This is a genomic window from Nocardia sp. CC227C (assembly GCF_030767025.1).
Lineage (GTDB): Bacteria > Actinomycetota > Actinomycetes > Mycobacteriales > Mycobacteriaceae > Nocardia.
The window spans coordinates 92,608-115,323 of record NZ_JASITE010000018.1 but is presented as its reverse complement, the minus strand read 5'-3'; the positions used below and the strand labels follow the sequence as shown (position 1 = coordinate 115,323).

Genomic DNA, 22,716 nt, shown 5'->3' with positions numbered 1-22,716 from the left:
AAATGGTTGTTTCAAGGACGCGTGAGGTGGCTGCCAGCTAGGCGCTACCGCTGCACACGGATTCCGTTCGCGCGAGCGCCTCGCGAATCCCAGGCAGTCACCCGGCCCCCGAGTCCCGATCCGTCCGATCGGATCTGCGTGAACGTTGCATCCGCGGATATGGCTCGGGGGCCGTACCTTTTCCGACGAGTCTTCCCCCGACAGGGGTTACGCTGACGCCATGACCGTTGAGCCACTGCCCGACTGGGTGAACCCGCCAGGGGGTTACACCGTCGAGGAGTTCTTGCGGTTGCGTGATCTGCCTCGGCACACCGAACTGATCGATGGGGGGCTTGTCTTCGCGAGTCCGCAGGAGAAGTGGCACGGTCGTGTCATCACACTTTTCCAGCGCGAACTCGACCTGCAAGCGCCACCCGAATTGCGGGCAGAGCGGGAGATGGCGGTGCAGCTCGGCAAGCGACAGATGCCGGAACCGGATGTCGTCGTGGTGACGACGGACGCCTACGACCGCGAGGAACCTTCGACGTACTACTTCGCCGAGGACGTGGTTCTGGCAGTGGAGGCGGTTTCACCGGATTCGGTGGAGCGAGACAGGGATACGAAGCCGGGAAAGTACGCGAAGGCCAAGATCCCGTACTACTGGCGCATCGAGCGTCGTGCCGACGAAACTGTCGTCTACACCTATGAAATCGATCCGATGACCAGCTGCTATGTGCCCACCGGCATATTCAGCGAGAGGCTGCGGCTCGCGGTGCCGTATCCGGTGGAGATCGATCTGACCGCAGTGCTCGGACGTCGGCGCCCGTGACGCGGCAGTCCGGACCAGTTCCGAATCAGCCGACGTAGCGCTGCAAGCGCGCCGACAGTCGCGGTTCCAGCGCGCCGTCGGCGGAGATGCGCTCCTCGACGTAGCCCAGGTCGCCGCCTTCGACGATGCCGTAGAGGCGCTTGGCCCCGCCGACCACGATGCCGGACTGGCTGCGGATCACCACATCGGTGGCGAGTTCCCAGGAGGACTGGGTGAGAGCCTGGCCGTAGAACAGTTCCACGATGCCGGACGAGTGGGTGAGCAGCAGCTCCAGCACCTCGTCGTCGCCGTCGATGCCGACCCGCCAGAAACCGCTCTCGCGCAGGTCGGGGCCGCCGTAGGAGCCGTCCTCGGCGATGACCCAGGAGCGGGCCTCCCAGTTGAGGTAGTCGCCGCCGTCGTGGGAGACCACGATCTGCTGGCCGAAGCGGTAGTCGCCGGTATCGGGGTCGTTGCCTTCGCCCTCACCGCGCCAGACGCCGACCAGCGGCAGCAGCGCGAGCATGGAGGAACTCAGGTCGGGACCCTGGCGCAGATTGGCCGTGTCCTCCGGCAGTGGGAGACCGGAGAGCGAGGGGATGTTCAGACCGCCGGTGGACCGGGCCTTCTCGGCTGCGTCGGCCACGGCTTGATCACCACTGCGCCGGGCAGTGGCGGAGTCCGGCGCGGAACCGTTGAACGCGCCGTTGTCGGTATTCTCGCTCGCCGGCTCTGTCACGACTCGGTGAACAGCCGGTAGAGGACGTACAGACCGAACCACGCGATCAGCACGGAGACGAGAACCAGCAAAATCTCGAAGGCAAGCACCACGATTCCGGAGTCTAGTGGCACTGTATTCCGGACGCGAGAACGGCCCCGGGAAAACGATTCCCGGGGCCGTTTCCACGATCCCTCACCCCTGAACAGGGCGATCGGTGAGTTATTTGGCGACGACGACATCCAGTTCGTGGATGCCGGCACCCTCCGGCTTCACCTCGGCCGAACCGTTGCCGGACGACGACAGCGCCCGCACGGTCCACGCGCCGGGGGCGGCGAAGAAGCGGAAGTCACCGGTGCCGGAGGCCACGACCTCGGCGGTGAAGTCACCATTGCCGTCCAGCAGGCGGACGAACGCGCCGCCGACGGTCTGGCCGTCGTCGGTCAGGACACGGCCGGTGATGACCGTCTCCTTCTCCACGTCGACGCCCGCGGGGATGGCCTGACCCTGGGTAGGTGCTGCACACATGCTGATTACGCTCCCAACTCGATCGGTGCACCGACGAGGGAGCCGTACTCGGTCCAGCTCCCGTCGTAGTTCTTGACGTTCTTGTGGCCCAGCAGCTCCTGCAGCACGAACCAGGTGTGCGAGGAACGCTCACCGATGCGGCAGTAGGCGATGGTCTCCTTCTCGCCGTCCAGCCCGGCCTCGGAGTAGAGCTCGGCCAGCTCGGCGTCGCTCTTGAAGGTGCCGTCCTCGTTCGCGGCCTTGGACCACGGGACGTTGATGGCGGTCGGGACGTGGCCCGGACGCTGCGACTGCTCCTGCGGCAGGTGCGCGGGGGCCAGGATCTTGCCGGAGAACTCGTCGGGCGAGCGCACGTCGACCAGGTTCTTGGTGCCGATGGCGTTGATGACTTCGTCGCGGAAGGCGCGGATGGACAGGTCCTGCTCACCGGCCTTGTAGGAGGTGGCCGGGCGGTTCACGGCGTCGCGGGACAGCGGGCGGCCGTCCAGCTCCCACTTCTTGCGGCCGCCGTCGAGCAGCTTCACGTCCTGGTGGCCGTAGAGCTTGAAGTACCAGTAGGCGTAGGCGGCGAACCAGTTGTTGTTGCCGCCGTAGAGCACCACGGTGTCCTCGTTGGCGATGCCGCGCGCCGACAGCAGATCGGAGAACTGCTCCCGGTTCACGAAGTCGCGACGGACCTGGTCCTGCAGGTCGGTCTTCCAGTCCAGCTTGACGGCGCCCTCGATGTGGCCCGTGTCGTAGGCGGAGGTGTCCTCGTCGACCTCGACGATGACAACGCCCGGGGCGTTGAGGTTCTCTTCGACCCAGTCAGCGGAGACCAGGGCATCGGAGCGAGCCATGTTGTTCCTTTCAGATGTTTGCCGGGGTCAGGCGGTGGGATGGGGGGTGGTCGCCGCGGCCTTGGGGAGCAGCCGGGAGACGAGGGGGTAGAGCTTGCAGCCCAGGCAGACGCCGAACGCCGCGTTGAGGAACGCTGCGAACAGCGCGAAACCGGTGAAAACCGCACCGGCGACGGGGGTCGAGGCGGCGAACCCGATGACGCCGAGGACGGCGAAGATCAGGCCAACCAGTTGGGCGAACCGCAGTGGCGCAACGGGTTCCAGGGCGGGGGCCGGGCCGATGCGGGGCAGCACCAGGTTCTGGTAGAGCAGGCCGTAGGGGCTGCCGCCGGGGCCGCGCAGGGCGCCGAGAGCGAAGACCACGGCCTGGGCGGCCAGCAGGATTCCGGCCGCCAGAGGGGAGAAGACGGAGAGGATCAGCGTCAGCGCCAGGACGGCGGTGGTGATCCAGGCGGCGAAACGGGGGCCGCGGACATCGACCTGGCCGGAAGGAAGTCGAGTACCGACCGGTTGGAGGTTGGGGGAAGTAGTGTGCGACATATTCGTGCTCCTGCGCAGGAAGAGGATTCGGTTGGCCAGAGCGCCGGAGGATGCGGACATCACTCGTACGGCGGGTCAATCCCGGTCGGCGACAGAAGGATTCGAAAGGCCGACCGGCTAGCGGCACAGGCAGCAACAACCACCGAGGCGGCACAGGTCTACCGTGCGGCGTCGGGTGAGCATCAGCTCGCGGTTGGATTGCACGTTTCGGAGTTTACCCGGTTTTCGGGGGAAATTGGACCCGGGGTCCGTAATGCTGGTCACTCTTCGGTATTGGCCCTGGTCAGCGGGGCCAGGGCGGTGCGCAGATCGGCGGCTTCGGGTACGCCCGAGATCCGGAAGCGCTCACGACCGTCGGCATCGAAGACGAACGTGGTCGGCAGCGACAGCACCGACAGCTCCTTCGCCAGCGCCGGATCGGCCTCGATGTCGACCTCCAGGTCCAGCGGCGGGGCCGGTGCGTCGGCGAACTCGGCGACGGTGCCGGCCACCACCCGCCGCACCGCCGCGCACGGGCCGCACCAGTCGGCCGAGAAGTGCAGCACCGCAGGCCGATTCGCGACCAGCCCGGCGGCGGCCAGCAGCTCGCCGCGCGGCGACGCGGCGTCCGGGTGCGCCGAGTCGGTGGCTCGAACGCGACCCTCGTTGCGCCGCAGCAGGATTCCCACCGCCACGGCGGCGGCCACGGCGACGGCGAGGACGGCGAGCTCGATCATCGCTGCCGCTGGAGCTGGTCCAGGTCGACGGTGACATCGCGGCCGCGGCCCTCGACCACGATCTGCCCGCCGACGGCCTCGACCTTGGTCGGGCGGATGCCGAAGGGCAGATCGCGGGTGTCGATGGTGCGGGTGAACCAGCCCAGAATCGTCTCGGTGGGCACCGAGGGCAGCACCGCCACGGGTGTCGCGGTGGCCTCCTCGCCGTGGTAGATCTCGGTCGCCACGATCTGGATCTGACCGTCGGCATCCAGCCGCAGATCGGCGAGCACACTCACCAGCTGACCCTTGTCGGTGGCCGCCGAGCCGGGCGGGGTGTCGGCGCGCGGCGGCACGGTGCCGGTCAGGATGATCGCCCCGGACGTGGTCATGCCGGTGCCGCCGGAGCCGCCGGAGCCGTCCGACTTGTCGGCGGGCGGGCCGAACACCTGCAGATCCGGAATGCGGAACAGCCGCCCCAGCTCGATGGGCTCGATGTGCATGCTGGCCTGCACCTCGTCCACCGGAACCATGCGCACCCGGCCGTCGGCCAGGTCGCTCAGCGGCAGCCGCACCCCGTACAGATTCGATTCGATCTGGATCTCACCCGGAATATCCGGACGCCGGGCCCGCGCCCGGATATAGATGTCGTCGTAGGTCCCGTCCACCGCCTGCGCCACGAACGGGAAGCCGCGAAAGGTCACCTCCGGATCCGCGCTCAGGTCCGAGCCCTCGCGCAGCAGCCGCGACACCCGGTACTCGGAGTAGGCCGCCGTCCCGAAATCGAGGACGACCGCCAGCCCCGCCAGGCAGAGCAGCCCAATGATCACCCTGCGGAAACTCATGACGAGCACCCTACTGTGCTCGATTTGCCCTCCGCTTCGCTCCGGGCGGGTGCTGTGTCTGATCGCCTCCGCGTCGCTCCTCCGCTCCACTCGGTCCAGAACCGGGACGCGCCGCGAACCGAACGGGGGTGTTCGGGTGTCGTCGGTCGCGGCGTTCGGGGGCGAGTGGGCAGCGGATGCGTCGTGATCTCGGGGTAGCCGGAGTGACCTGGGCGGCTGCTATACGTGGTCACGGAGACATACACGCTAAGGTATGACCCGACTTACCTGTGATGACGCGCATGGCGTCGTGGCGGACGATGAGGTTGCCGCGCACATGCCAGATGGGAGGAGAGCCCCCATGGAGCTGCTCCTGCTGACCTCCGATCCCAATCCGGAGTCGGTACTGCCGTCGCTGGCGCTGCTGCCCCACCACGTGCGACCCGCGCCGACGGAGGTCGCCTCGTTGCTGGAGGCGGGGTCGGCCGATGTCGCGCTCGTCGATGCCCGCACCGATCTGGCCGCCGCGCGCGGACTGTGTCGGCTGCTGGGCAGCACCGGCTCCTCGGTGCCGGTGGTGGCGGTGCTGACCGAGGGCGGACTGGTCGCGGTGAACGCCGACTGGGGGCTCGACGACATTCTGTTGCCCGGCACCGGCCCCGCCGAACTGGATGCGCGGCTGCGGCTGCTGGTGGCCCGCAACGGCGGCGCGGCCAGCCCGGAGAACACCGGCAAGATCACCCTCGGTGAGCTGGTCATCGACGAGGGCACCTACACCGCGCGCCTGCGCGGCCGCCCGCTCGACCTGACCTACAAGGAATTCGAACTCCTCAAATACCTCGCCCAGCACGCGGGCCGCGTGTTCACCCGCGCCCAGCTGCTCCAGGAGGTATGGGGCTACGACTTCTTCGGCGGCACCCGCACCGTGGACGTGCACGTGCGACGACTACGCGCCAAGCTCGGCAGCGAATACGAATCGCTCATCGGCACCGTCCGCAATGTCGGCTACAAGGCCGTGCGCCCGGCGCGCAGCGCGACCAAGGGCGATGCGGTGACCTTCCCGGAATCCGAGAGCAGCGACGACGAATACGCCCCGGTGAACGGCACGGCCCAGTAGCCGCACATCCCGCGCCGAGACACGGTGACGCGATGTCGATCGCGGTGCGCGCGGCGCGCGGGTGCCGGACCACTCACGAAGCGGTCCGGATGCGCGGGCCGGGATGATCGTGCGACCTCGCCGTGTTGGACTGGTCCGGCAGGGCCGATAGCGTGGGCCGATCCGAGCGCGCCGACCGCACAGCGGGTGGGACGCGTTCGAGTCGACCGACACGGGTCGGAACGGAACTCGCCGCCGGTCCCGCTACCGGCGGCATGGACTGGGAGCCGAATTCGGCGGCGTCCCGCGATGGGAGGATGCGGTGGAGGTCGAAGCGCGGCGCATGCGCGAACTGGGGTGGGCCGACCGGTTGCCCGCCGAAAGCTCCGCGCGGGTGCGCGAGATCCTGGACCGCGCCGCCACCGCCGATGGTGTGGCCCCCGTATCCGAACAAGCCGTGCTGTCCCTCGCCCGGGACGCCGAGGCCTGGCATCTGGTCGCCCGCGACGGTGACGCGATGACCGGCTACGCGAATCTGGTTGCCGCGCACGGGGAGCATCCCGCCATGGCGGAGGTGGCCGTCGATCCGGCGCACCGCGGGCGGGGAATCGGAGCGGCGCTGGTGGCCGCCGCCCTCGATGCGGGCGGCGACGGCGCGCGGGTGTGGGCGCACGGGAATCTGGCCGCGGCGCGATCGGTCGCGTCCCGGCTGGGGCTGACCGTGGCCCGCGAACTCTGGCAAATGCGTCGCCCGCTTGCTAATTCGGAGCTACCGGAGCTGACGGTGCCGGAGGACCTGCTGGTGCGGACCTACGCCGGTCCGTCCGACGACGCCGAGATCCTGCGCGTCAACAATGCCGCGTTCGCCTGGCATCCGGAACAGGGCGGCTGGACCGAACGCGAGCTCGCCGCGCGCCGCGACGAACCCTGGTTCGACCCGAAGGGGCTGTTCCTCGCCATCGACGCCGCCGACCCGGACCGCATCCTCGGATTCCATTGGACCAAGGTGCATCTCGATGAGAACCCCCAGGTCGGCGAGGTCTACGTGGTGGCCGTCGACCCGGCCGCCCAGGGGCGGGGCCTCGGTCGCCTGCTGACCCTCGCCGGACTCCACCATCTGCGTGAACGCGCCTTGCCCGAAGTTCTCCTCTACACCGAGGCCGACAACACCGCCGCCGTGCACACCTACACCCGCCTCGGTTTCGCACCCGCTCACGTGGACGCCGCCTACGCGCGCTGACCTGCCTGCGGCGACGCATTCCGCGCACCCGCCCCCGCACTCTCGCCCCACTACCCGCCCCTGTGCACACCCGCACTCTCGTCCCGCCAACCCCGCCCCCGTGCCCGATACTCTGCACGCCCCGTGCCCGGCTCCCGGAGCTGGCTCGGGTGGCGGGCGCGATGCCCGGAGCGACCGGCGCACGCCGCCGACGTCGGGTGACTTCCATCCCAGTGCTTTCGGTCACGGTCGGGCAACCGTCCATCCGGGTCGCAACTGCGTGGCTATCGACACGACCCGCAAATTAGCGGCTAATATCACGCATATCGGCCGAGATCGCACGAGGTTGTTCACCTTCCGTTCACCCGCCCAGGTCCAACTGTCTACGTACCGCCCCTACGTTGCTATGTGGGCGGTACCAGGCTGCCCGGTGCGCGAGTTCGCAGCGAACAGCCACCAATATGCGCCCGTCCGGCCGTTGAGGGGTCGGGCGTGCAGAACGATGATTCCCGGAGGAACTTAGGTGAATCTCAAGCGTAGTAGCGCCCTGATCGGCGTGCTCGCCGCAGGTGCCATGACGCTCGCCGCGTGTGGCAGCGACGACAACACCGAAACCAGCCAGGTGTCCGCGAACACCGATGTCGCCTGTGGCGGCAAGACCTCGCTGAAGGCCAGTGGCTCGTCCGCGCAGAAGAACGCCATGGAGCGCTTCATCGCCGCCTACGAGGCCAACTGCGAGGGCTACACCCTCGACTACACCTCCAGCGGTTCCGGCGCCGGTGTGAAGGAATTCCTCGGCGGCCAGACCGACATCGGCGGCTCCGACTCCCCGCTGAACGCCAAGAAGGACGAGCCCGCGCAGGCCGCCGACCGCTGCGACAGCCCGGCGTGGAACCTGCCGGCCGTCTTCGGCCCCATCGCGGTCACCTACAACATCGACGGCGTCACCGACCTCGTGCTGGACGGCCCGACCCTGGGCAAGATCTTCAACGGCACCGTGAAGACCTGGGACGCTCCCGAGGTCCAGGCGCTGAACCCGGACGCCAGCCTGCCGGCCGAGCCGATCGCGGTGATCTTCCGCAGCGATGAGTCGGGCACCACCGACAACTTCCAGCTGTACCTCGACGCCGCCTCCGACGGCGCGTGGGGCAAGGGCGCGGGCAAGACCTTCCATGGCGGCGTCGGTGAAGGCGCCAAGGGCAACGAGGGCACCTCGGCGGCGATCAAGAGCACCAAGAACTCGATCACCTACAACGAGTGGTCGTTCGCCAAGGCGCAGAACCTCTCGATCGCCCAGATCGTCACCTCGGCCGGTCCCGAGCCGGTCGAGCTGAGCGTCGAGTCCGCGGGCAAGGCCATCGACAGCGCGAAGATCGCCGGCGAGGGCAACGACCTGGTGCTGGATGTTTCCTCGTTCTACAAGCCCACCGAGGCGGGCGCCTACCCGATCATCCTCCCGACCTACGAGATCGTGTGCTCCAAGTACGGCGACGCGGACACCGCCACCGCGGTGAAGGCGTTCCTGACCTCGGCGATCACCAACGGCCAGACCGGCCTGGAGGAGACCGGCTACATCCCGATCCCCGACAAGTTCAAGACCAAGCTGACCACGGCGATCGACGCCATCTCCTGATCGCCCGCCGATGACCGTTCACGATGACGTCTCGGCCGCGGGCCCGTCGAAACCGGCGGGCCCGCGGCCGGGCTCAGCTCACCCGTCGGGGGATACTTCGCTCATGCCGACCGACCCCAGCACGAAACCGAAGGCCGCCGCATCCCGTGGATCGGGGCTGAACGCCGAATGGCTGTTCCGTTCGGCCGCCACCACGGCGGGTGGCGTCATCGTGGCGGCGATCGCCTTGATCGCGCTTTTCCTGCTGGTGCGGGCGGTGCCGTCGATCCAGGCCAACGAGGCCAACTTCTTCTCCAGCACGGAGTTCAACACCTCCAACGCCGAGCATCTGCGTTTCGGCATCAGGGACCTGTTCATGGTCACGGTGCTGAGTTCGCTCATGGCGCTGGTGATCGCGGTGCCGATCGGGGTCGGGATCGCGCTGTTCCTCACCCAGTACGCGCCCAAGGCGCTGGCGCGGCCGTTCGCGGTGCTGGTCGACCTGCTGGCCGCGGTGCCCTCCATCGTTTTCGGCCTCTGGGGCTTCCTGGTGCTCGCGCCGGAGCTGGAGCCCGTACAGCGCTTCCTCAATGACAACCTCGGCTGGTTCTTCCTGTTCTCCGACGGCAATGTCAGCATCTCGGGCGGCGGCACCATCTTCACCGCGGGCGTGGTGCTCGCGGTCATGATCCTGCCGATCATCACCTCGGTCAGCCGCGAGGTGTTCGGTCTGACCCCGTACGCGCACATCGAGGCCGCGCAGGCATTGGGCGCCACCAAGTGGGAGGTCGTCCGGATGACCGTGCTGCCCTACGGCCGCAGCGGTGTGATCGCCGGATCCATGCTCGGCCTGGGCCGCGCGCTCGGTGAGACCATCGCCGTGCTGGTGGTGTTGCGCACCGCGGCGGAGGCGGGCACCTGGTCGCTGTTCGACGGCGGCTACACCTTCGCGTCCAAGATCGCTTCGGCGGCGGCGGAATTCAATGACGCCCTGCCTACGGGCGCCTACATCGCGGCCGGCTTCGTGCTGTTCGCGCTGACCTTCGTGGTGAACGCCCTGGCACGGCTGGCGGCCGGCGGGAAGGTGAACGGATGAGTACCGTACTGCTCGACAAGCCGGTCAAGGCACCGACCTTCCGCGAGACGAGTCTCAACCGGCGGATTCGCAACAATATCGCCACCGGTGTGGTGTGGACCTGCTTCGTGCTCGCCCTCATCCCACTGGGCTGGGTGCTGTTCATGGTGGTCAGCAAGGGCCTCGAGGCGATCGTCGCGCCGAACTGGTGGATGAACTCGCAGCGGGGCGTGCTGCCCGACCAGACAGCGGGCGGTGTGTACCACGCCATCTACGGCACCATCGTGCAGTCCGCCGTGGCGGCGATCATCGCGGTGCCGCTGGGTGTCATGGCCGCCATCTTCCTGGTCGAGTACGGCCGCGGTTGGCTGGCCAAGGTCACCACCTTCACCGTCGACATTCTGGCCGGTGTGCCATCGATCGTTGCCGCGCTGTTCGTCTTCGCGCTGTGGATATCGACGTTGGGGTTCCCGAAGAGCGCGCTGGCGGTGTCGCTGGCGCTGGTGCTGCTCATGCTGCCGGTGGTGGTGCGCTCCACCGAGGAGATGCTCAAGCTCGTCCCCGATGAGCTGCGCGAGGCGTCCTACGCGCTGGGCGTGCCGAAGTGGAAGACCATCGTGCGGATCGTGGTGCCGACGGCGCTGCCCGGCATGATCAGCGGCATCCTGCTGTCGCTGGCCCGCGTCATGGGCGAGACCGCGCCGGTGCTGGTGCTGGTCGGCTACAGCAAGTCGATCAACTCGAATGTCTTCGACGGCAATATGGCGTCGCTGCCGCTGCTGATCTACCAGGAGCTGGCCAACCCCGAACCCGCGGGCCGACTGCGGGTCTGGGGTGCGGCGCTGACGCTGATCCTGATGATCGCCCTGCTGTACCTTGCCGCCGCGGCGGTCAACAAGTTCCTGACGCGGAACCGATAGAGCGGAACGGATAAAGACGAGATGGCCAAGCGGATCGACGTCAAAGATCTGAATATCTACTACAGCGCCTTCCACGCCGTGAAGGACGTTTCGCTCACCGTGCTGCCGCGCAGCGTGACCGCGTTCATCGGTCCGTCCGGCTGCGGCAAGTCCACGGTGCTGCGTTCGCTCAACCGCATGCACGAGGTGACCCCGGGTGCGCGCGTCGAGGGCGCGGTGCTGCTGGACGGCGAGGACATCTACGGGGCGGCCATCGACCCGGTGGGGGTGCGTCGCACCATCGGCATGGTGTTCCAGCGTCCGAACCCGTTCCCCACCATGTCGATTCGCGACAATGTGGTGGCCGGGCTCAAGTTGCAGGGGATGCGCGGCAAGAAGGAGCTCGATGAGGTCGCCGAGCGCTCGCTGCGCGGCGCGAACCTCTGGAACGAGGTCAAGGACCGCCTGGACAAGCCCGGCGGCGGTCTCTCCGGCGGTCAGCAGCAGCGTCTCTGCATCGCCCGCGCCATCGCGGTCTCGCCCGACGTACTGCTGATGGACGAGCCGTGTTCGGCCCTGGACCCCATCTCCACGCTCGCGATCGAGGATCTCATCGCCGAGCTGAAGAAGGAGTTCACCATCGTCATCGTCACCCACAACATGCAGCAGGCCGCGCGCGTGAGTGACCAGACGGCGTTCTTCAACCTGGAGGCGCAGGGCAAGCCCGGCAAGCTGGTCGAGATCGACGAGACGGAGAAGATCTTCTCCAACCCGTCGCAGAAGGCCACCGAGGACTACATCTCCGGCCGCTTCGGCTGACAGTCCGCCTCTCCGCGGCTTCGCTACCGAATTCCACACCACGACCCCGAGCCTGTCGGCTCGGGGTCGCTCCGTTGTGCGGTCGGGGGCCGACGCACGCCGCTCGCCCGTCTGTTCCTGTGCCGACTGTTAGCTGCGTCATATGGCACGCGGATCATTGTATGCAACTGTCGGTAACAGTTAGTGTCCTAGGTGACTAAACCGATCGTTATACCTAGGAGGCGGAGGATGGCTATATCAGCGTCGATCCAGCAGTCCGAAGCGCGGATCGCCTTGTCCGGGCGGGGCAGAGTGGCGGCATTGATCGCCATCTGCCTCGCCGAACTGCTCGTGGTACTCGACAACACGCTCGTGAATGTGGCGCTGCCGTCGATGGCTGTGCAGTTGCAGGCCGATATGGCCGGACTGCAGTGGATCGTGGACGCGTTCACGCTGGCGTTCTCCGGCCTCCTGCTCGCCATGGGCCATCTGGGCGACCGGTACGGGCGGAAGCGGTTCCTGGTCTGGGGCCTGGCCGGTGTGGCCGTCATGTCGGCGGCGGGTGCGATGTCCTCGGGACTCGGGCAGGTGATCGCGGCGCGCGCGGGCATGGGCATCTTCGCGGCCATGGTCTTCCCGGCCACCCTGGCCCTGCTCACCAATATCTTCACCACCGCGAAGGAGCGCGCCGCCGCCATTGCCGTGTGGACGGCCATGGCGGGCATAGCGATCGCCATCGGCCCGACCGTGGGCGGTTGGCTGCTCGAGCACTTCAGCTGGCATTCGGTGTTCTGGATCAATGTGCCGGTGGCCGTGATCGCCATCGCGGCCGTCTGGATCACCACGCCGGAATCCCGTGCCTCGCATGTGGATCGGCTGGACCGCATCGGCATCGTGCTGTCGCTCGCGGGTGTGACCCTGCTGGTGTGGTCGATCATCGAGGCGCCCAAGCACGGCTGGCTGTCCGTGGAAAGCCTGCTGGGATACGCGATCTCGGCGGCGGCGCTGGCCGCGTTCGTGGCCTGGGAGCTGCGGGTGCGGACCCCGGTGCTGAATATGCGGCTGTTCCGGATCCGCCGGTTCGCGGTGCCCGCCCTGGCGATCACGGTGTCCTACTTCTGTGCCTTCGGCTTCCTGTTCCTCATCACCCAGTACTTTCAGGGCGTCAAGGAGCTGTCCCCGCTCGAATTCGGCATCCACTCACTGCCTTTCGCGCTGGCGGTGGGTATCGGCGCCCCGGCCGCGACCCTCATCGCACAGCGGTTGGGCGCGACCGCGGTCATCGTGGCCGGTGTGCTCACCCTGGCGGTCGCCATGTACATCGCCGGGCAGACCACGGTCGACACGCCGTACCTGGGGCCGGTGCTGGTCGCCATGGTGCTCATGGGCATCGGCTTCGCGGTGGTGCAGGGTCCCGCCACCGAGTCCATCATGGGGTCGGTCCCGCTGGAGGAGGCCGGGGCCGGTTCCGCGGTCAACGACACCACCCGCGAGGTCGGCGGTGCGCTCGGGGTGGCGCTGCTCGGCTCCATCATGAGCTCCATCTACGCCGACCGGGTGGCCGGACGCATTGCCGCGGTGCCGGAGGCGATCATGAACGCCCGGCAGAAGGAACTGGCCGCCAATACCCCGATCAGCGTGCTGGAGATCATGAAAGCGCCGATCAACCCGCTGCTGGAGCAGCCGCGCGCGGATCTGGTGCACGCCATGAAGGTCGCGGCCCTGGAAGGCTCGCACGCGGCCTCCATGGTCGCGGTGGGCACGCTGGTGGTGTGCGCGGTCATCGTGGCCGTCACGCTGCCCTGGAAGCCGGAACGCAACCGGTCGCTGCTGCTCGGCTGGCGCGACGCCGAGAGTGCGGAGGAAATGTCAACGGGACAAACGCCGCCGGGACCGAACCCGCTCGGGGGCGAGACGCCTGAGCCTCCGACTCCGCAGCGCTGAAAAGTTTTCGGCCGCCCGGTGTACCGGGCGGCCGAATCGCGCGTCATTGTCGGACGGTCAGAGAGATTCCTTCTCCTGATCCGGGTCGGGCGGCAGCACACCGGTCACCAGGAACACCACGCGGCGGCCGATCTCCACGGCATGGTCGGCGAAGCGCTCGTAGTAGCGGCCCAGCAGCGCCACGTCGACGGCGGCGGCCACACCGTGCTCCCAGTCGCGGTCCATGAGGAGCGTGAACAGGTGCTTGCGCAGATCGTCCATCGCCTCGTCGTCGTCATTGAGCTTGGCGGCGCGCTCGGGGTCGCGGGTCTCCAGGACGTCCTTGGCCGCCGCGCCCATCTTGACGGCGACGCGTCCCATCTCCGCGAAGTAGGAGTTGACCGCCTCCGGCACCGTGTGGTTCGGGAAGCGACGGCGCGTCATCTTGGCCACGTGCAGGGCGAGCACGCCCATCCGGTTCACGTCGGAGACGATCTGGATGGCGCTCACCACCTGCCGGAGGTCGCCGGCCACCGGCGCCTGGAGGGCGAGCAGTGCGAACGCCTTCTCCTCGGCCAGCGTGATCATCTCGGCGATCCGGTCGTACTCGGTGATCACCTGCTCGGCCATTTCGAGGTCGGCGTCGAGCAGCGACTTGGTCGCCCGCTCCATCGCGTCGCCCGCGAGGCCGGCCATGCCGCCGAGCAGATCGGCGAGCTCGGCCATTTGTTCGTTGTAGATGACACGCATGAGTCAAGACACTAGTAGCCATCGCTGACCAAGTCACCAACGGTCGGTGAATCATCGGTGCCGGGCCGGCATGTCGGCCGTCACCACCGGCGGTGCGGCCGCTACTTGCAGGTGTCGTCGGCCGCGTTCACATGCTCCAGGTCGGACGGCAGTGTGATCGGCGTCTCCTCGGCGGCGGAGATCGGCGTATCCGGCAGCGTTTCGCCGAAGGTGGTCGGCGACCGCACGGTGCCGGTGAAGTCGGAGCCGAGCACCACCTCCACGATGCTGCCGAGCCCGGTGGTGGACTCCAGGGACGCACCCGGGATCGCGCTGGCCACCGTGGCGGCCGCGGCCTCTTGGTCACTGCCGGAGTAGCGGACCTTGGTGGTGGCCGAGGAGCCCTCGGCGTAGTTGCCGGTGCTGTAGATCTGGAAGCCCTGGTTGGCGAGTTTGGTGGCCGTGGTCGAGGCGATGCCGGCCAGCCCGGAGCCGTTGGACACCTGCAGCGACACCATGCTGGGGTCGACCGCCGTCAGCGTCGGCTTGGTCGGCGGGGCCTGCGTGGTGGAGGTCTCCTCGGGTTCGGGCTTCTTCTCCCCGGGCAGCGGCTGGTCGTCGATGATGGCCCGGAAGATGGCCTTGATATCCGACTCGCGTGGAATCTCGTTGCCGTACGACGTGGTACCCGCCGTCGGGATGGTGAGAAAGGTGATCGCCCCGGCATCCACCTTCTGTAGTGACCGGCCCAGGGTGAGCAGATCCTTGGTGTTCACATTGTCCATGAACGAGTGCTGTGCGAAGCCGTTGATGAAGCCGTTGAGCTTGCCCAGATCGAACAGCACCTTGCCGGACAACGCGCCCCGCAGCAGCGAGGCCAGGAAGCGCTGCTGACGGTTGATGCGGTCGTAGTCGCTGCGCTGCTCGCCGTACACGTGCCGGGCGCGTACGTAGTCGAGCGCGGTCGCGCCGTTGACGATCTGTTTTCCGGGCTCGGCGAGGATGGTGCCGAGCATGTCGTCGACCAGCGGCTCGGCGGTGCACACCTCGACGCCGCCGATGGTGTCGACCATGGCTTCGAAGCCCGCGAAGTCGATGCCGACGAAGTGGTTGATCTTGAGGCCGGTCATCTTCTGGATGACCTTGGTCAGGCATTTGGGCCCGCCCAGCGCGTACGTCGCGTTGAGTTTGTCGCCGATAGCCGAGGAGAAGGTCTCCGAGCTGTACTCGGCAGTCTCGTTGTCCCAGCCCTCGCACACCGGCCGAGTGACATCGAGGTCGCGCGGGAAGGACACGGCCACAACGCGATCCCGCTTGGCCGGAATGTTGACCAGCATGACGGTGTCGGCGCGCGCGCCCTCGGCGTCCTCGGTGGTGCCCGCACCCAGGTCGGAGTTCACGCCCGCACGGGTATCGGTGCCGACGATGAGGAAGGTCTCGTCGCCGTACTGCGCATTGGCGTCGATGATGTCGGCGGAGTTCTCGTCCAGCGCCGAAACCTGATTGAAGCCATTGTCCTTGGCCTTCAGATAGCTCCAGCCGCCACCGGTGACGAGCAGCGCGATGACCGCGACGACGGCGGCGGTGCTGCGTCCGGCCAGCCGCAGTCGCTTGCTGCGGCGTTGGCGGTTCCCGGCCAGGCGGGACAGCGGCTTGGAGCCGACCGATGTGGGCAGTGCGGTGGTGGGGTAGTCGGCCGGTGAGGTGACGCCCCGGATGGGCCGCGGCTCCTCCGGCTCCAGTGCCGGACCCGTCACGGGCGGCAGTTCCTCGGTGACCGGATCGACGGCGGCGGCCCGAACCGGCCCCGCCGCACCGGCATTCGCGGCCCCCTTGCCCTTACCCCACGGCGCGCGCCGCACGGGGGCGGAGTCCGCGGGGGCCTGGCGGCCGATGGCGCCGGATTCGCCGGGAGGCGGGCGGCGGATGACGCCGGAGTCCGCGGCGGCTTGGCGGGCGATGGCTCCGGATTCGCCCGGGGGCGGGCGGCGTACAGCGCCCGAGTCCGCGGGACCCTGGCGGCCGATCGCGCCGGATTCGCCCGGGGCGGGGCGGCGGATGACGCCCGAGTCGGCCGGGCCCGGGCGGCGGACCGGCGTGGAGTCCACGGGCGCGGGACGTCGGGTCGGGGCCGAATCCACCGGGGCCGGACGGCGTATCGCGCCGGACTCCCCGGGAGCGGGCCGTCGGGTCGGGGCGGAATCCGCGCCGCGGCCCATATCGGGCGGGACGGCGCGGCGGGTCCCGGTCTGGTCGGCCGCGCGCCGGACGCCGTTGGGCTCGGCCGCGTGCGTGCCGCGAGATCCGTTGGCGGACTCGGCGTCCCACGCGCCGATCTCCGGTGCATCGGGCTCGGCGCGGCGTCGGCGCCGGCCCTTGCGCTCGCTGTCGACCTTCTCGACGAGGTCCTGCACCGAGATGGGCGCGGAGCCGTTGGTGGCGTCGTCGGCGTGCCGATTCCGGCGGCCGCGCGGCTGCTCCGCCTCGTCCGCGGGGTAGCGCTCCCACGGGGCGCGACCTCCGGGCCGTGGCGTACGCCCGTACCGATCGTCACCCACCAACGAACCTCACTTTGCTCTTCGATGCAGAGGCCATGATAACGATTCCGCCACAACGGACCAGTCGAACTCGAGAACCGCGCGGTCTCAACCGCCGCCGGAGCCCGTATCAGCCGCCGCTGTGCATGACATCCGCCGCGGTCGGGACCGCGCAGTCGTCGGGATCGTCGAGCCAGCCGTGCGGCAGCGCCACCTTGCCCGGTGAGCCCTGTCTGCCGCGCGGACCCTCCGCGTCCTTGGGGAACGGCGCGGTGGGATCGAGCTGTCCGATGAGGTCGGAGAGTTCGGCGAGGCTGCCGACGGTGGCGAACGCGCGCCGCAGTTCGGAGCCGACCGGGAAGCCCATGAGGTACCAGGCCATGTGCTTGCGCAGATCGCGCATGCCCTTGTCCTCGCCGTCGTGATCGGCGAGCAGGGATGCGTGCCGGTACAGGATCTCGCCGACCTTGCCGAGATTCGGTGGCGTCGGGACGGGTTCGCCCCGCAGCGCGGCCTCGAGTTCGGCGAACAGCCAGGGGCGTCCGAGGCAGCCGCGCCCGACGACGACACCGTCGCATCCGGTCTGCGCCATCATGGTCACCGCGTCGTCGGCGCTGAAGATATCGCCGTTGCCGAGTACCGGGATGGTGGTGACGGCCTCCTTGAGCCGCGCGATGGCGGTCCAGTCGGCCTCCCCGGAGTAGCGCTGCGCCGCGGTGCGCGCGTGCAGCGCGACCGCCGCCGCGCCCTCGGCCTCGGCGATGCGCCCGGTGTCGAGATAGGTGATGTGGTCGTCGTCGATGCCGATGCGGAATTTCACCGAGATCGGCACCCCGGCCGGTGCGGCCGCCGCCACCATCTCCCGCACGATGGCCCGGAACAGCTCCCGCTTGTAGGGCAATGCCGCGCCGCCGCCGAGCCGGGTCACCTTGGGCACCGGGCAGCCGAGGTTGAGGTCGATGTGGTCGGCCCAGCCCTCGCCGACGACGATGCGCACGGCCTCGCCGAGGGTTTTCGGGTCGACGCCGTAGAGCTGCATGGAGCGCGGGCTCTCGTCGGGCCCGAACGACATCATGTGCAGCGTCTTCTCATTGCGCTCCACCACGGCGCGGGCGGTGATCATCTCGCAGACGTAGATGGAGGTGGCGCTGCCGAATTCCCGGCACAGGGTGCGGAAGGCGACGTTGGTGATTCCGGCCATCGGGGCGAGCACGACGGGCGGGTCGACCGGGTATGGGCCGATCCGCAGACTGCTCGCAGCGGTTTCCAGGGACGTCGTCACGAGATCGATTGTCGCATCAGTCGCGGGGTGGCCTCGGCCACACACCCGCCGACCGGCTCGGCCGTGATCGTTTCGCCGCCCGCCGGGCCACGGCCGCCGGGTGCGGTGTGCGGCGGCTCCACCGTCCGGGCGCAACACGGGTACGGCCCGGCCGCACGTGCTGTGCGGCCGGGCCGATGAGTGGGTGAGCGGATCAGCTGATCCCCGCGCCCGCCAGCGCCTTCTCGCGCTTGGCGGCCTCACGGGCCAGCATGCGGTCACGCTGCTCCTCGAACTTGTCCACGTCCTTGGACAGCTTCTCCAGGAACAGGCCCAGCCGTTCGCGGGTCTGCTCGCCGCGCGCGGTGAAGTCGGTGCGCTCGAAGATCTTCCACTTCTTGAGCACCGGGTTGACCACCTCTTCGAGGTGCTGGCGCAGGTCGTAGATGCCGTGCTTGGCCATCAGCACGCCGTTGCGCCGGAAGTTGGGCATGCCCGCGCCCGGCATCTGGAAGTTCTCCAGAATCAGGGTGATGGCGTCGAGCGCCTGATCGGGCGACAGATCCAGCGCCGCGCCGCACATGTTCCGGTAGAAGATCATGTGCAGGTTCTCGTCGGCCGCGATGCGCTGCAGCATCCGGTCGGCGATCGGGTCGTCGCACACCTTGCCGGTGTTGCGGTGGGAGACGCGGGTGGCCAGCTCCTGGAAGGTCACGTACGCGACCGAATGCAGGAATCCGGCGTCCTCCTCGGTGGGGGAGGCGAAGCCGTTGGTCATGTGGATCATGCGCGCTTCCTCGAGCGCCACCGGATCCACGCCGCGGGTGACGACCAGGTAGTCACGCATGACGATGCCGTGCCGGTTCTCCTCGGCGGTCCAGCGACCGACCCAGGTGCCCCAGGCGCCGTCCTGGGAGAAGTTCTCGGCGATCTCGCGGTGATAGGAGGGCAGGTTGTCCTCGGTGAGGAGGTTGGTGATCATCGCCGCCTTGGCGACCTCGTTCAGCTTCGACTGTGACGGGTCCCAGTCCTCGCCGCCCATGGCGGCGAAGTTGCGGCCCTCGTCCCACGGCACGTAGTCGTGCGGATGCCAGTCCTTGGCCAGGGAGAGGTGGCGGTTGACGTTCTCCTCGGCAACCGGCTCCAACTCCATCAGCAACTCGAGTTGAGTCAGATCCCTTGCCATGTATACGCCCTTCGTGTCGTGCGAACTTCCAGTGGTTCCCTCGCAGGCCATGCCGCCGCGGTCCCATACCTTACGGCACCGTAGGTGTGATGCGAAACGCATACGACCAGCATTGCGGCGGCGGTGATCGATGTCATATGGATGACAGCCCGCGACGTGTTCTCCATCGCCGTGAGCCGTATTTCGTTAGCGTCCGGCGATTTTCACTTCTTGCCGCCGAGCAGACCACCCAGAACGTTGCCGAGCACATTGCCCGCGTTCTTGCCGAGTGCTTCGCCCAGCGATCCGCCGAGTCCGCCCGCGTTGCCGCCCGAGCCGCCGCCGGTGGCCCCGCCGAGCAGGCTGCCGAGGATGTCGCCGAGCCCGCCGCCGCCGGCCTGGGTGGCCGCGCCGCCACCCGCACCACCGAGCACCTTCTTCCCAAGGTACGCGAGGACGATGGGGGCGAGCATGGGCATCAGCTTGGCCATCAGATCCTGGCCGCCCGCGCCGCCGACATCGCCGAGGGCGCTCATGACGGTGTTCTTCTCGGTGCCGAAGGTCTGTTCGACGATCTTGTCGCCGCCCGCCACATCGACCTGGTCGATATCGACGCCGCCGTCGAGTAGGTCGCTGCGCTGGTTGGCGATCTCCCCTTCGATCGCAGACGCGGCCTCGGGGTTGCTGGCCTTTGCCTGCAAGCCGCCCAGTAGGACGGGGATGGCGGCCTGGATGGCGGTGTTCGCGGTCGCCTCGTCGACGCCGAGCTTCCCGGCGATCTGCGAGACGGGGACTTGGGAGAGCAGGTCATCGAAGGAAGTCATGAGTTCCGCCTGTTTTTGGGGTTCCCGGGAAAAGGCCTATCGGGCTAACCCTAGGGGAAAACAGGGGATGTTGCCATGAATTCGCGGGTGTGGCGGCGGACCGGAAGGTCGGTTCCGCGTCCGCCGCCACGCGAGTGCCCCCACCAGGGCTCGAACCTGGGACCTGCGGATTAAAAGTCCGTTAGATCCGCGCATACCACGATGTGTGCTCAGCTGCAAGTTCTTCCCTCATTGATGCTGGTTATCGCGCATTTCCTGGTCGGAACTACGTGCCTTGTGAGTGTAACTGTGGTGAGTACGTGTAAACACCTCTGCCCCATTTTTGCCCCATGAACATCGGTCATCTGCCCCACGTACGTCGGTGTTCTGCGATACGATTACGGAAACATGCGGAAACGCAGGTCAAAGGGGATAATTCCAATGCAGGACAACGGATTTCGCCTCGGGGGAGTGGACCCGGTCGGTGGGCTGGGGTCGTCGGCGGTGGGGCAGAAGAATCTGCGTCTTGCGACCCTGATGGCAGAGCGAGGGATCAGTGCCAAGAGCTTGGCTGCCCGGATGCAGCAATACAGCGAGCAGGATGGCGGCCAGCCGGTACGTCCGAAGCACACGAACATCACTCGGTACATCGCCGGGACGAACCGCCCCAAACAGCGAAGTATCGACGTGATGGTGGGCGTTCTCAGCGTCATGACAGGCCAGGCGCTCACGGCCGCGGACATCGGCTACCCGGAGGAACCGAAGCTGGACCTTGCCCCGGAGGTGAAGGCGCCGACGCTTCGCTCCGATCTACTGGCCTTGCCGTTCGACACCGTCGATTCCGCGTTTGTGGAGCACCTCAAGGCAGTCCTTGACGCCCATGCTCGGATGGATGCGCTAACCGGCCCGCGGTACATCATCGGCACTCTCCAGGGTGAGCTACAGCTGGTCGAAGACCTCTGCGGCAAAGCCCGAGGCGCCATGCGCCCCGCGCTGCTCGAAGTCAGCACGCGATTCTGTGAGTTTGCTGGATGGCTCTATCAGGACTCTGGCGACCTCAAATGCGCGCAGTACTGGACGAACCGGGCGATGGACTACGCCGAAGAGCTGGGAGACGCGCATCTCAGGTCCTACGTGCTCCAGCGCAAGAGCAACATCGCCACCGACTGCGGCAATGCCGCCCAGGGACTTGGACTGGCAAACGCCGCCCTGCGAAATTGGGACGAGATCACGCCCGAGTTGCGGGCGGTTGCACTGCGTCAGCGGGCTAACGCCTACGCGATGACCCGCGAGGTGGACGAGTGCAGGGAAGCGCTGGACAAGGCCATGGAGCAGGTCATCACCGTGGTTGATCCCAGCCCACTCGCGTTGTACTGCACACCGTCGTACATCGAGATGGAGGCCGCGCACAGCTGGGTACGCCTCGGTCAGCCCGTGCGTGCGATCGAGACCTACGCGATGGGACTCAATGACTGGCCGGACTCACAGCGCCGTGATCAGGGACTCTGTACGGCGAGGCTCGCCTCCGCGTACGTCGATGCCGGGGAGTTCGACGCTGCTGGTCAGGCAGGGCTGCGAGCTGCGAGGCTCATACGCACGGCACCGTCGGCGCGCTCGCTAGGTGTCCTTCGGGCCCTGGCCAAGCGCGTGCGCCCCGTGAGGAACGAGACGGTCCGTGAGTTCGAGGCCGCGGCTACGGATCTGCTAGGCCGATAGCCGCTGCATGTAGCTCTTGAATGACCCGGAGAGCGACGCCAGAGCCCGCTCTCCCTTCTCGGCGGTTCCGAGTGACGGAAAGCCGATGACGCCGCTCTCTGTGTACTCACGCATCCCGGACATCAGCAGGAATGGGCGGTCATCGGCCCGCCAGTCCGCGGAGTCGTAGCCGGGCCGCAGCAGATGCGGAGTCGCGTGGAGCAGGATGGACGTCTCCAGCTCGCCAGCGTGCATGTCTTCGTGGCTATTCGTCTGCATGCCCGCGTCGGCGCGCGCCGCGTCCCAATCAGCACGCCCGGGGAATAGGGCCATCTGCGACCCGCTGGCGTTGGCCTCCTGGACGACGTTCTGGAGGACGTAGTTTCCGCCGTGACCGTTCACGAGCACCAGCCTGTCGACCGCCGACGCTCGGAGCGAACTCTGAATGTCCCGGATGACTGCGATGAGCGTCGAGGCGCTGATGCTCACCGTTCCGGCGTAGTCCGAATGCTCGTGTGAACACGAGAAGGTGACCGGCGGCAGCAGGAAGAGGCTGTAGTCGTCCGCTATGCGCTGCGCGATCGTGCAGGCAATGACGGTATCCGTGATCAACGGGTGGAACCGGCCATGTTGCTCGAAGCTGCCAACCGGCAGTGCGGCGATGCGTGTTCCGAGGTTCTGGACCTCTTCGGACGTTGCAGACGTAAGCAGATCCTCCACCTGACCAACATACGCCCGGGCGCTCGGCAGCGGTCGCCGGATACGTAGGGGCGCGAGGGGGCGCACGGGCGACGGGCGCATGCGCCCCCCATGCGCATTTCTGCCCCTTATGCGCACTGATTCAGACCATTGCCTCCGAGTTTTCCTGATTACCAACAGTTTTCGTTCGTTGGTACTGAAGGAGTCGAGACAATGCCCCATCCGAGAAGTTCCCGGAAAGTCAGGGTTCAGACAGCGCCGGAGAACGCCGCTC

The 22,716-nt window shown here is 67.7% G+C and carries 21 protein-coding genes; 9 read left to right on the top strand and 12 right to left on the bottom strand.

The genetic code is table 11. The features are described 5' to 3' along the window. Positions 1-283 precede the first annotated feature (283 nt). Entirely contained in the window at positions 284-808 is a 525-nt protein-coding gene (locus QMO76_RS29665; protein ID WP_306364648.1) for a Uma2 family endonuclease, read from the top strand. A gap of 25 nt (positions 809-833) precedes the next feature. Here QMO76_RS29665 and QMO76_RS29660 read toward each other — a convergent pair whose 3' ends face one another. The 6 genes from QMO76_RS29660 to QMO76_RS29635 all read right to left on the bottom strand — a co-directional run bounded on the left by QMO76_RS29660 (position 834) and on the right by QMO76_RS29635 (position 4,952). After that, positions 834-1,526, bottom strand: a complete 693-nt coding sequence (locus QMO76_RS29660; RefSeq protein ID WP_372342116.1) for an FABP family protein — start codon at positions 1,524-1,526, stop codon at positions 834-836. Between the two features lie 201 nt (positions 1,527-1,727). Further along, positions 1,728-2,033 carry a DUF1416 domain-containing protein gene (locus QMO76_RS29655; protein WP_306364646.1) on the bottom strand — a complete coding sequence of 102 codons (306 nt, stop codon included), beginning with the start codon at positions 2,031-2,033 and terminating at the stop codon, positions 1,728-1,730. A gap of 5 nt (positions 2,034-2,038) precedes the next feature. Then, entirely contained in the window at positions 2,039-2,872 is an 834-nt protein-coding gene (locus QMO76_RS29650) for a sulfurtransferase (protein WP_306364645.1), read from the bottom strand. Between the two features lie 27 nt (positions 2,873-2,899). After that, the gene (locus QMO76_RS29645; protein WP_306364644.1) at positions 2,900-3,412 is read right to left on the bottom strand and encodes a DUF4395 domain-containing protein; all 513 of its coding nucleotides are present in this window, start codon (positions 3,410-3,412) and stop codon (positions 2,900-2,902) included. A gap of 260 nt (positions 3,413-3,672) precedes the next feature. Beyond that, the gene (locus QMO76_RS29640) at positions 3,673-4,128 is read right to left on the bottom strand and encodes a thioredoxin family protein (protein WP_306364643.1); all 456 of its coding nucleotides are present in this window, start codon (positions 4,126-4,128) and stop codon (positions 3,673-3,675) included. After that, the gene (locus tag QMO76_RS29635; RefSeq protein ID WP_306364642.1) at positions 4,125-4,952 is read right to left on the bottom strand and encodes an LmeA family phospholipid-binding protein; all 828 of its coding nucleotides are present in this window, start codon (positions 4,950-4,952) and stop codon (positions 4,125-4,127) included. The genes QMO76_RS29640 and QMO76_RS29635 overlap by 4 nt, the downstream gene beginning before the upstream one ends. Before the next feature lie 340 nt (positions 4,953-5,292). Here QMO76_RS29635 and QMO76_RS29630 point away from each other — a divergent pair, with 340 nt between their 5' ends. The 7 genes from QMO76_RS29630 (at position 5,293) to QMO76_RS29600 (ending at position 13,574) form a co-directional block, all read left to right on the top strand. Further along, complete coding sequence (locus QMO76_RS29630; protein ID WP_306364641.1) at positions 5,293-6,048, top strand: response regulator transcription factor; 756 nt, start codon at positions 5,293-5,295, stop codon at positions 6,046-6,048. Positions 6,049-6,370: 322 nt separating this feature from the next. Next, positions 6,371-7,267, top strand: coding sequence for a mycothiol synthase (gene mshD, locus QMO76_RS29625; protein WP_306364673.1), 897 nt, complete (start codon positions 6,371-6,373; stop codon positions 7,265-7,267). Between the two features lie 502 nt (positions 7,268-7,769). Next, complete coding sequence (gene pstS / locus QMO76_RS29620) at positions 7,770-8,879, top strand: phosphate ABC transporter substrate-binding protein PstS (protein WP_306364640.1); 1,110 nt, start codon at positions 7,770-7,772, stop codon at positions 8,877-8,879. A 103-nt stretch (positions 8,880-8,982) separates the two neighbouring features. Next, positions 8,983-9,954 (top strand): phosphate ABC transporter permease subunit PstC, encoded by a 972-nt coding sequence (gene pstC, locus QMO76_RS29615; RefSeq protein WP_306356839.1) that lies wholly within the window; start codon positions 8,983-8,985, stop codon positions 9,952-9,954. Further along, positions 9,951-10,853 carry a phosphate ABC transporter permease PstA gene (gene pstA / locus QMO76_RS29610; protein ID WP_306364639.1) on the top strand — a complete coding sequence of 301 codons (903 nt, stop codon included), beginning with the start codon at positions 9,951-9,953 and terminating at the stop codon, positions 10,851-10,853. Before pstC ends, pstA begins: the two co-directional genes overlap by 4 nt. A gap of 21 nt (positions 10,854-10,874) precedes the next feature. Next, positions 10,875-11,651 carry a phosphate ABC transporter ATP-binding protein PstB gene (gene pstB, locus QMO76_RS29605; RefSeq protein ID WP_282784511.1) on the top strand — a complete coding sequence of 259 codons (777 nt, stop codon included), beginning with the start codon at positions 10,875-10,877 and terminating at the stop codon, positions 11,649-11,651. A gap of 228 nt (positions 11,652-11,879) precedes the next feature. Then, positions 11,880-13,574 carry an MFS transporter gene (locus QMO76_RS29600; RefSeq protein ID WP_306364638.1) on the top strand — a complete coding sequence of 565 codons (1,695 nt, stop codon included), beginning with the start codon at positions 11,880-11,882 and terminating at the stop codon, positions 13,572-13,574. Positions 13,575-13,631: 57 nt separating this feature from the next. Here the strand turns inward: QMO76_RS29600 and phoU are convergent, their stop codons facing one another. The 5 genes from phoU to QMO76_RS29575 all read right to left on the bottom strand — a co-directional run bounded on the left by phoU (position 13,632) and on the right by QMO76_RS29575 (position 20,069). Beyond that, positions 13,632-14,303 carry a phosphate signaling complex protein PhoU gene (gene phoU / locus QMO76_RS29595; protein ID WP_306364637.1) on the bottom strand — a complete coding sequence of 224 codons (672 nt, stop codon included), beginning with the start codon at positions 14,301-14,303 and terminating at the stop codon, positions 13,632-13,634. A gap of 101 nt (positions 14,304-14,404) precedes the next feature. Beyond that, entirely contained in the window at positions 14,405-16,840 is a 2,436-nt protein-coding gene (locus QMO76_RS29590) for an LCP family protein (protein WP_306364636.1), read from the bottom strand. 109 nt (positions 16,841-16,949) lie between these two features. Beyond that, on the bottom strand, positions 16,950-18,101 hold the full coding sequence (gene dusB, locus QMO76_RS29585) for a tRNA dihydrouridine synthase DusB (protein WP_306364635.1): 1,152 nt from the start codon (positions 18,099-18,101) through the stop codon (positions 16,950-16,952). Between the two features lie 193 nt (positions 18,102-18,294). Further along, positions 18,295-19,266: an acyl-ACP desaturase gene (locus tag QMO76_RS29580; RefSeq protein WP_306364634.1), complete on the bottom strand. Its 972-nt coding sequence runs from the start codon at positions 19,264-19,266 to the stop codon at positions 18,295-18,297. A gap of 203 nt (positions 19,267-19,469) precedes the next feature. After that, a complete protein-coding gene (locus tag QMO76_RS29575) occupies positions 19,470-20,069 on the bottom strand; it encodes a DUF937 domain-containing protein (RefSeq protein WP_306364633.1) in 600 nt (199 codons plus the stop codon). 420 nt (positions 20,070-20,489) lie between these two features. Here QMO76_RS29575 and QMO76_RS29570 point away from each other — a divergent pair, with 420 nt between their 5' ends. After that, complete coding sequence (locus QMO76_RS29570; RefSeq protein ID WP_306364632.1) at positions 20,490-21,764, top strand: hypothetical protein; 1,275 nt, start codon at positions 20,490-20,492, stop codon at positions 21,762-21,764. Here the strand turns inward: QMO76_RS29570 and QMO76_RS29565 are convergent. Continuing rightward, complete coding sequence (locus QMO76_RS29565) at positions 21,753-22,463, bottom strand: creatininase family protein (RefSeq protein ID WP_306364631.1); 711 nt, start codon at positions 22,461-22,463, stop codon at positions 21,753-21,755. The genes QMO76_RS29570 and QMO76_RS29565 overlap by 12 nt on opposite strands. Between the last annotated feature and the right edge of the window lie 253 nt (positions 22,464-22,716).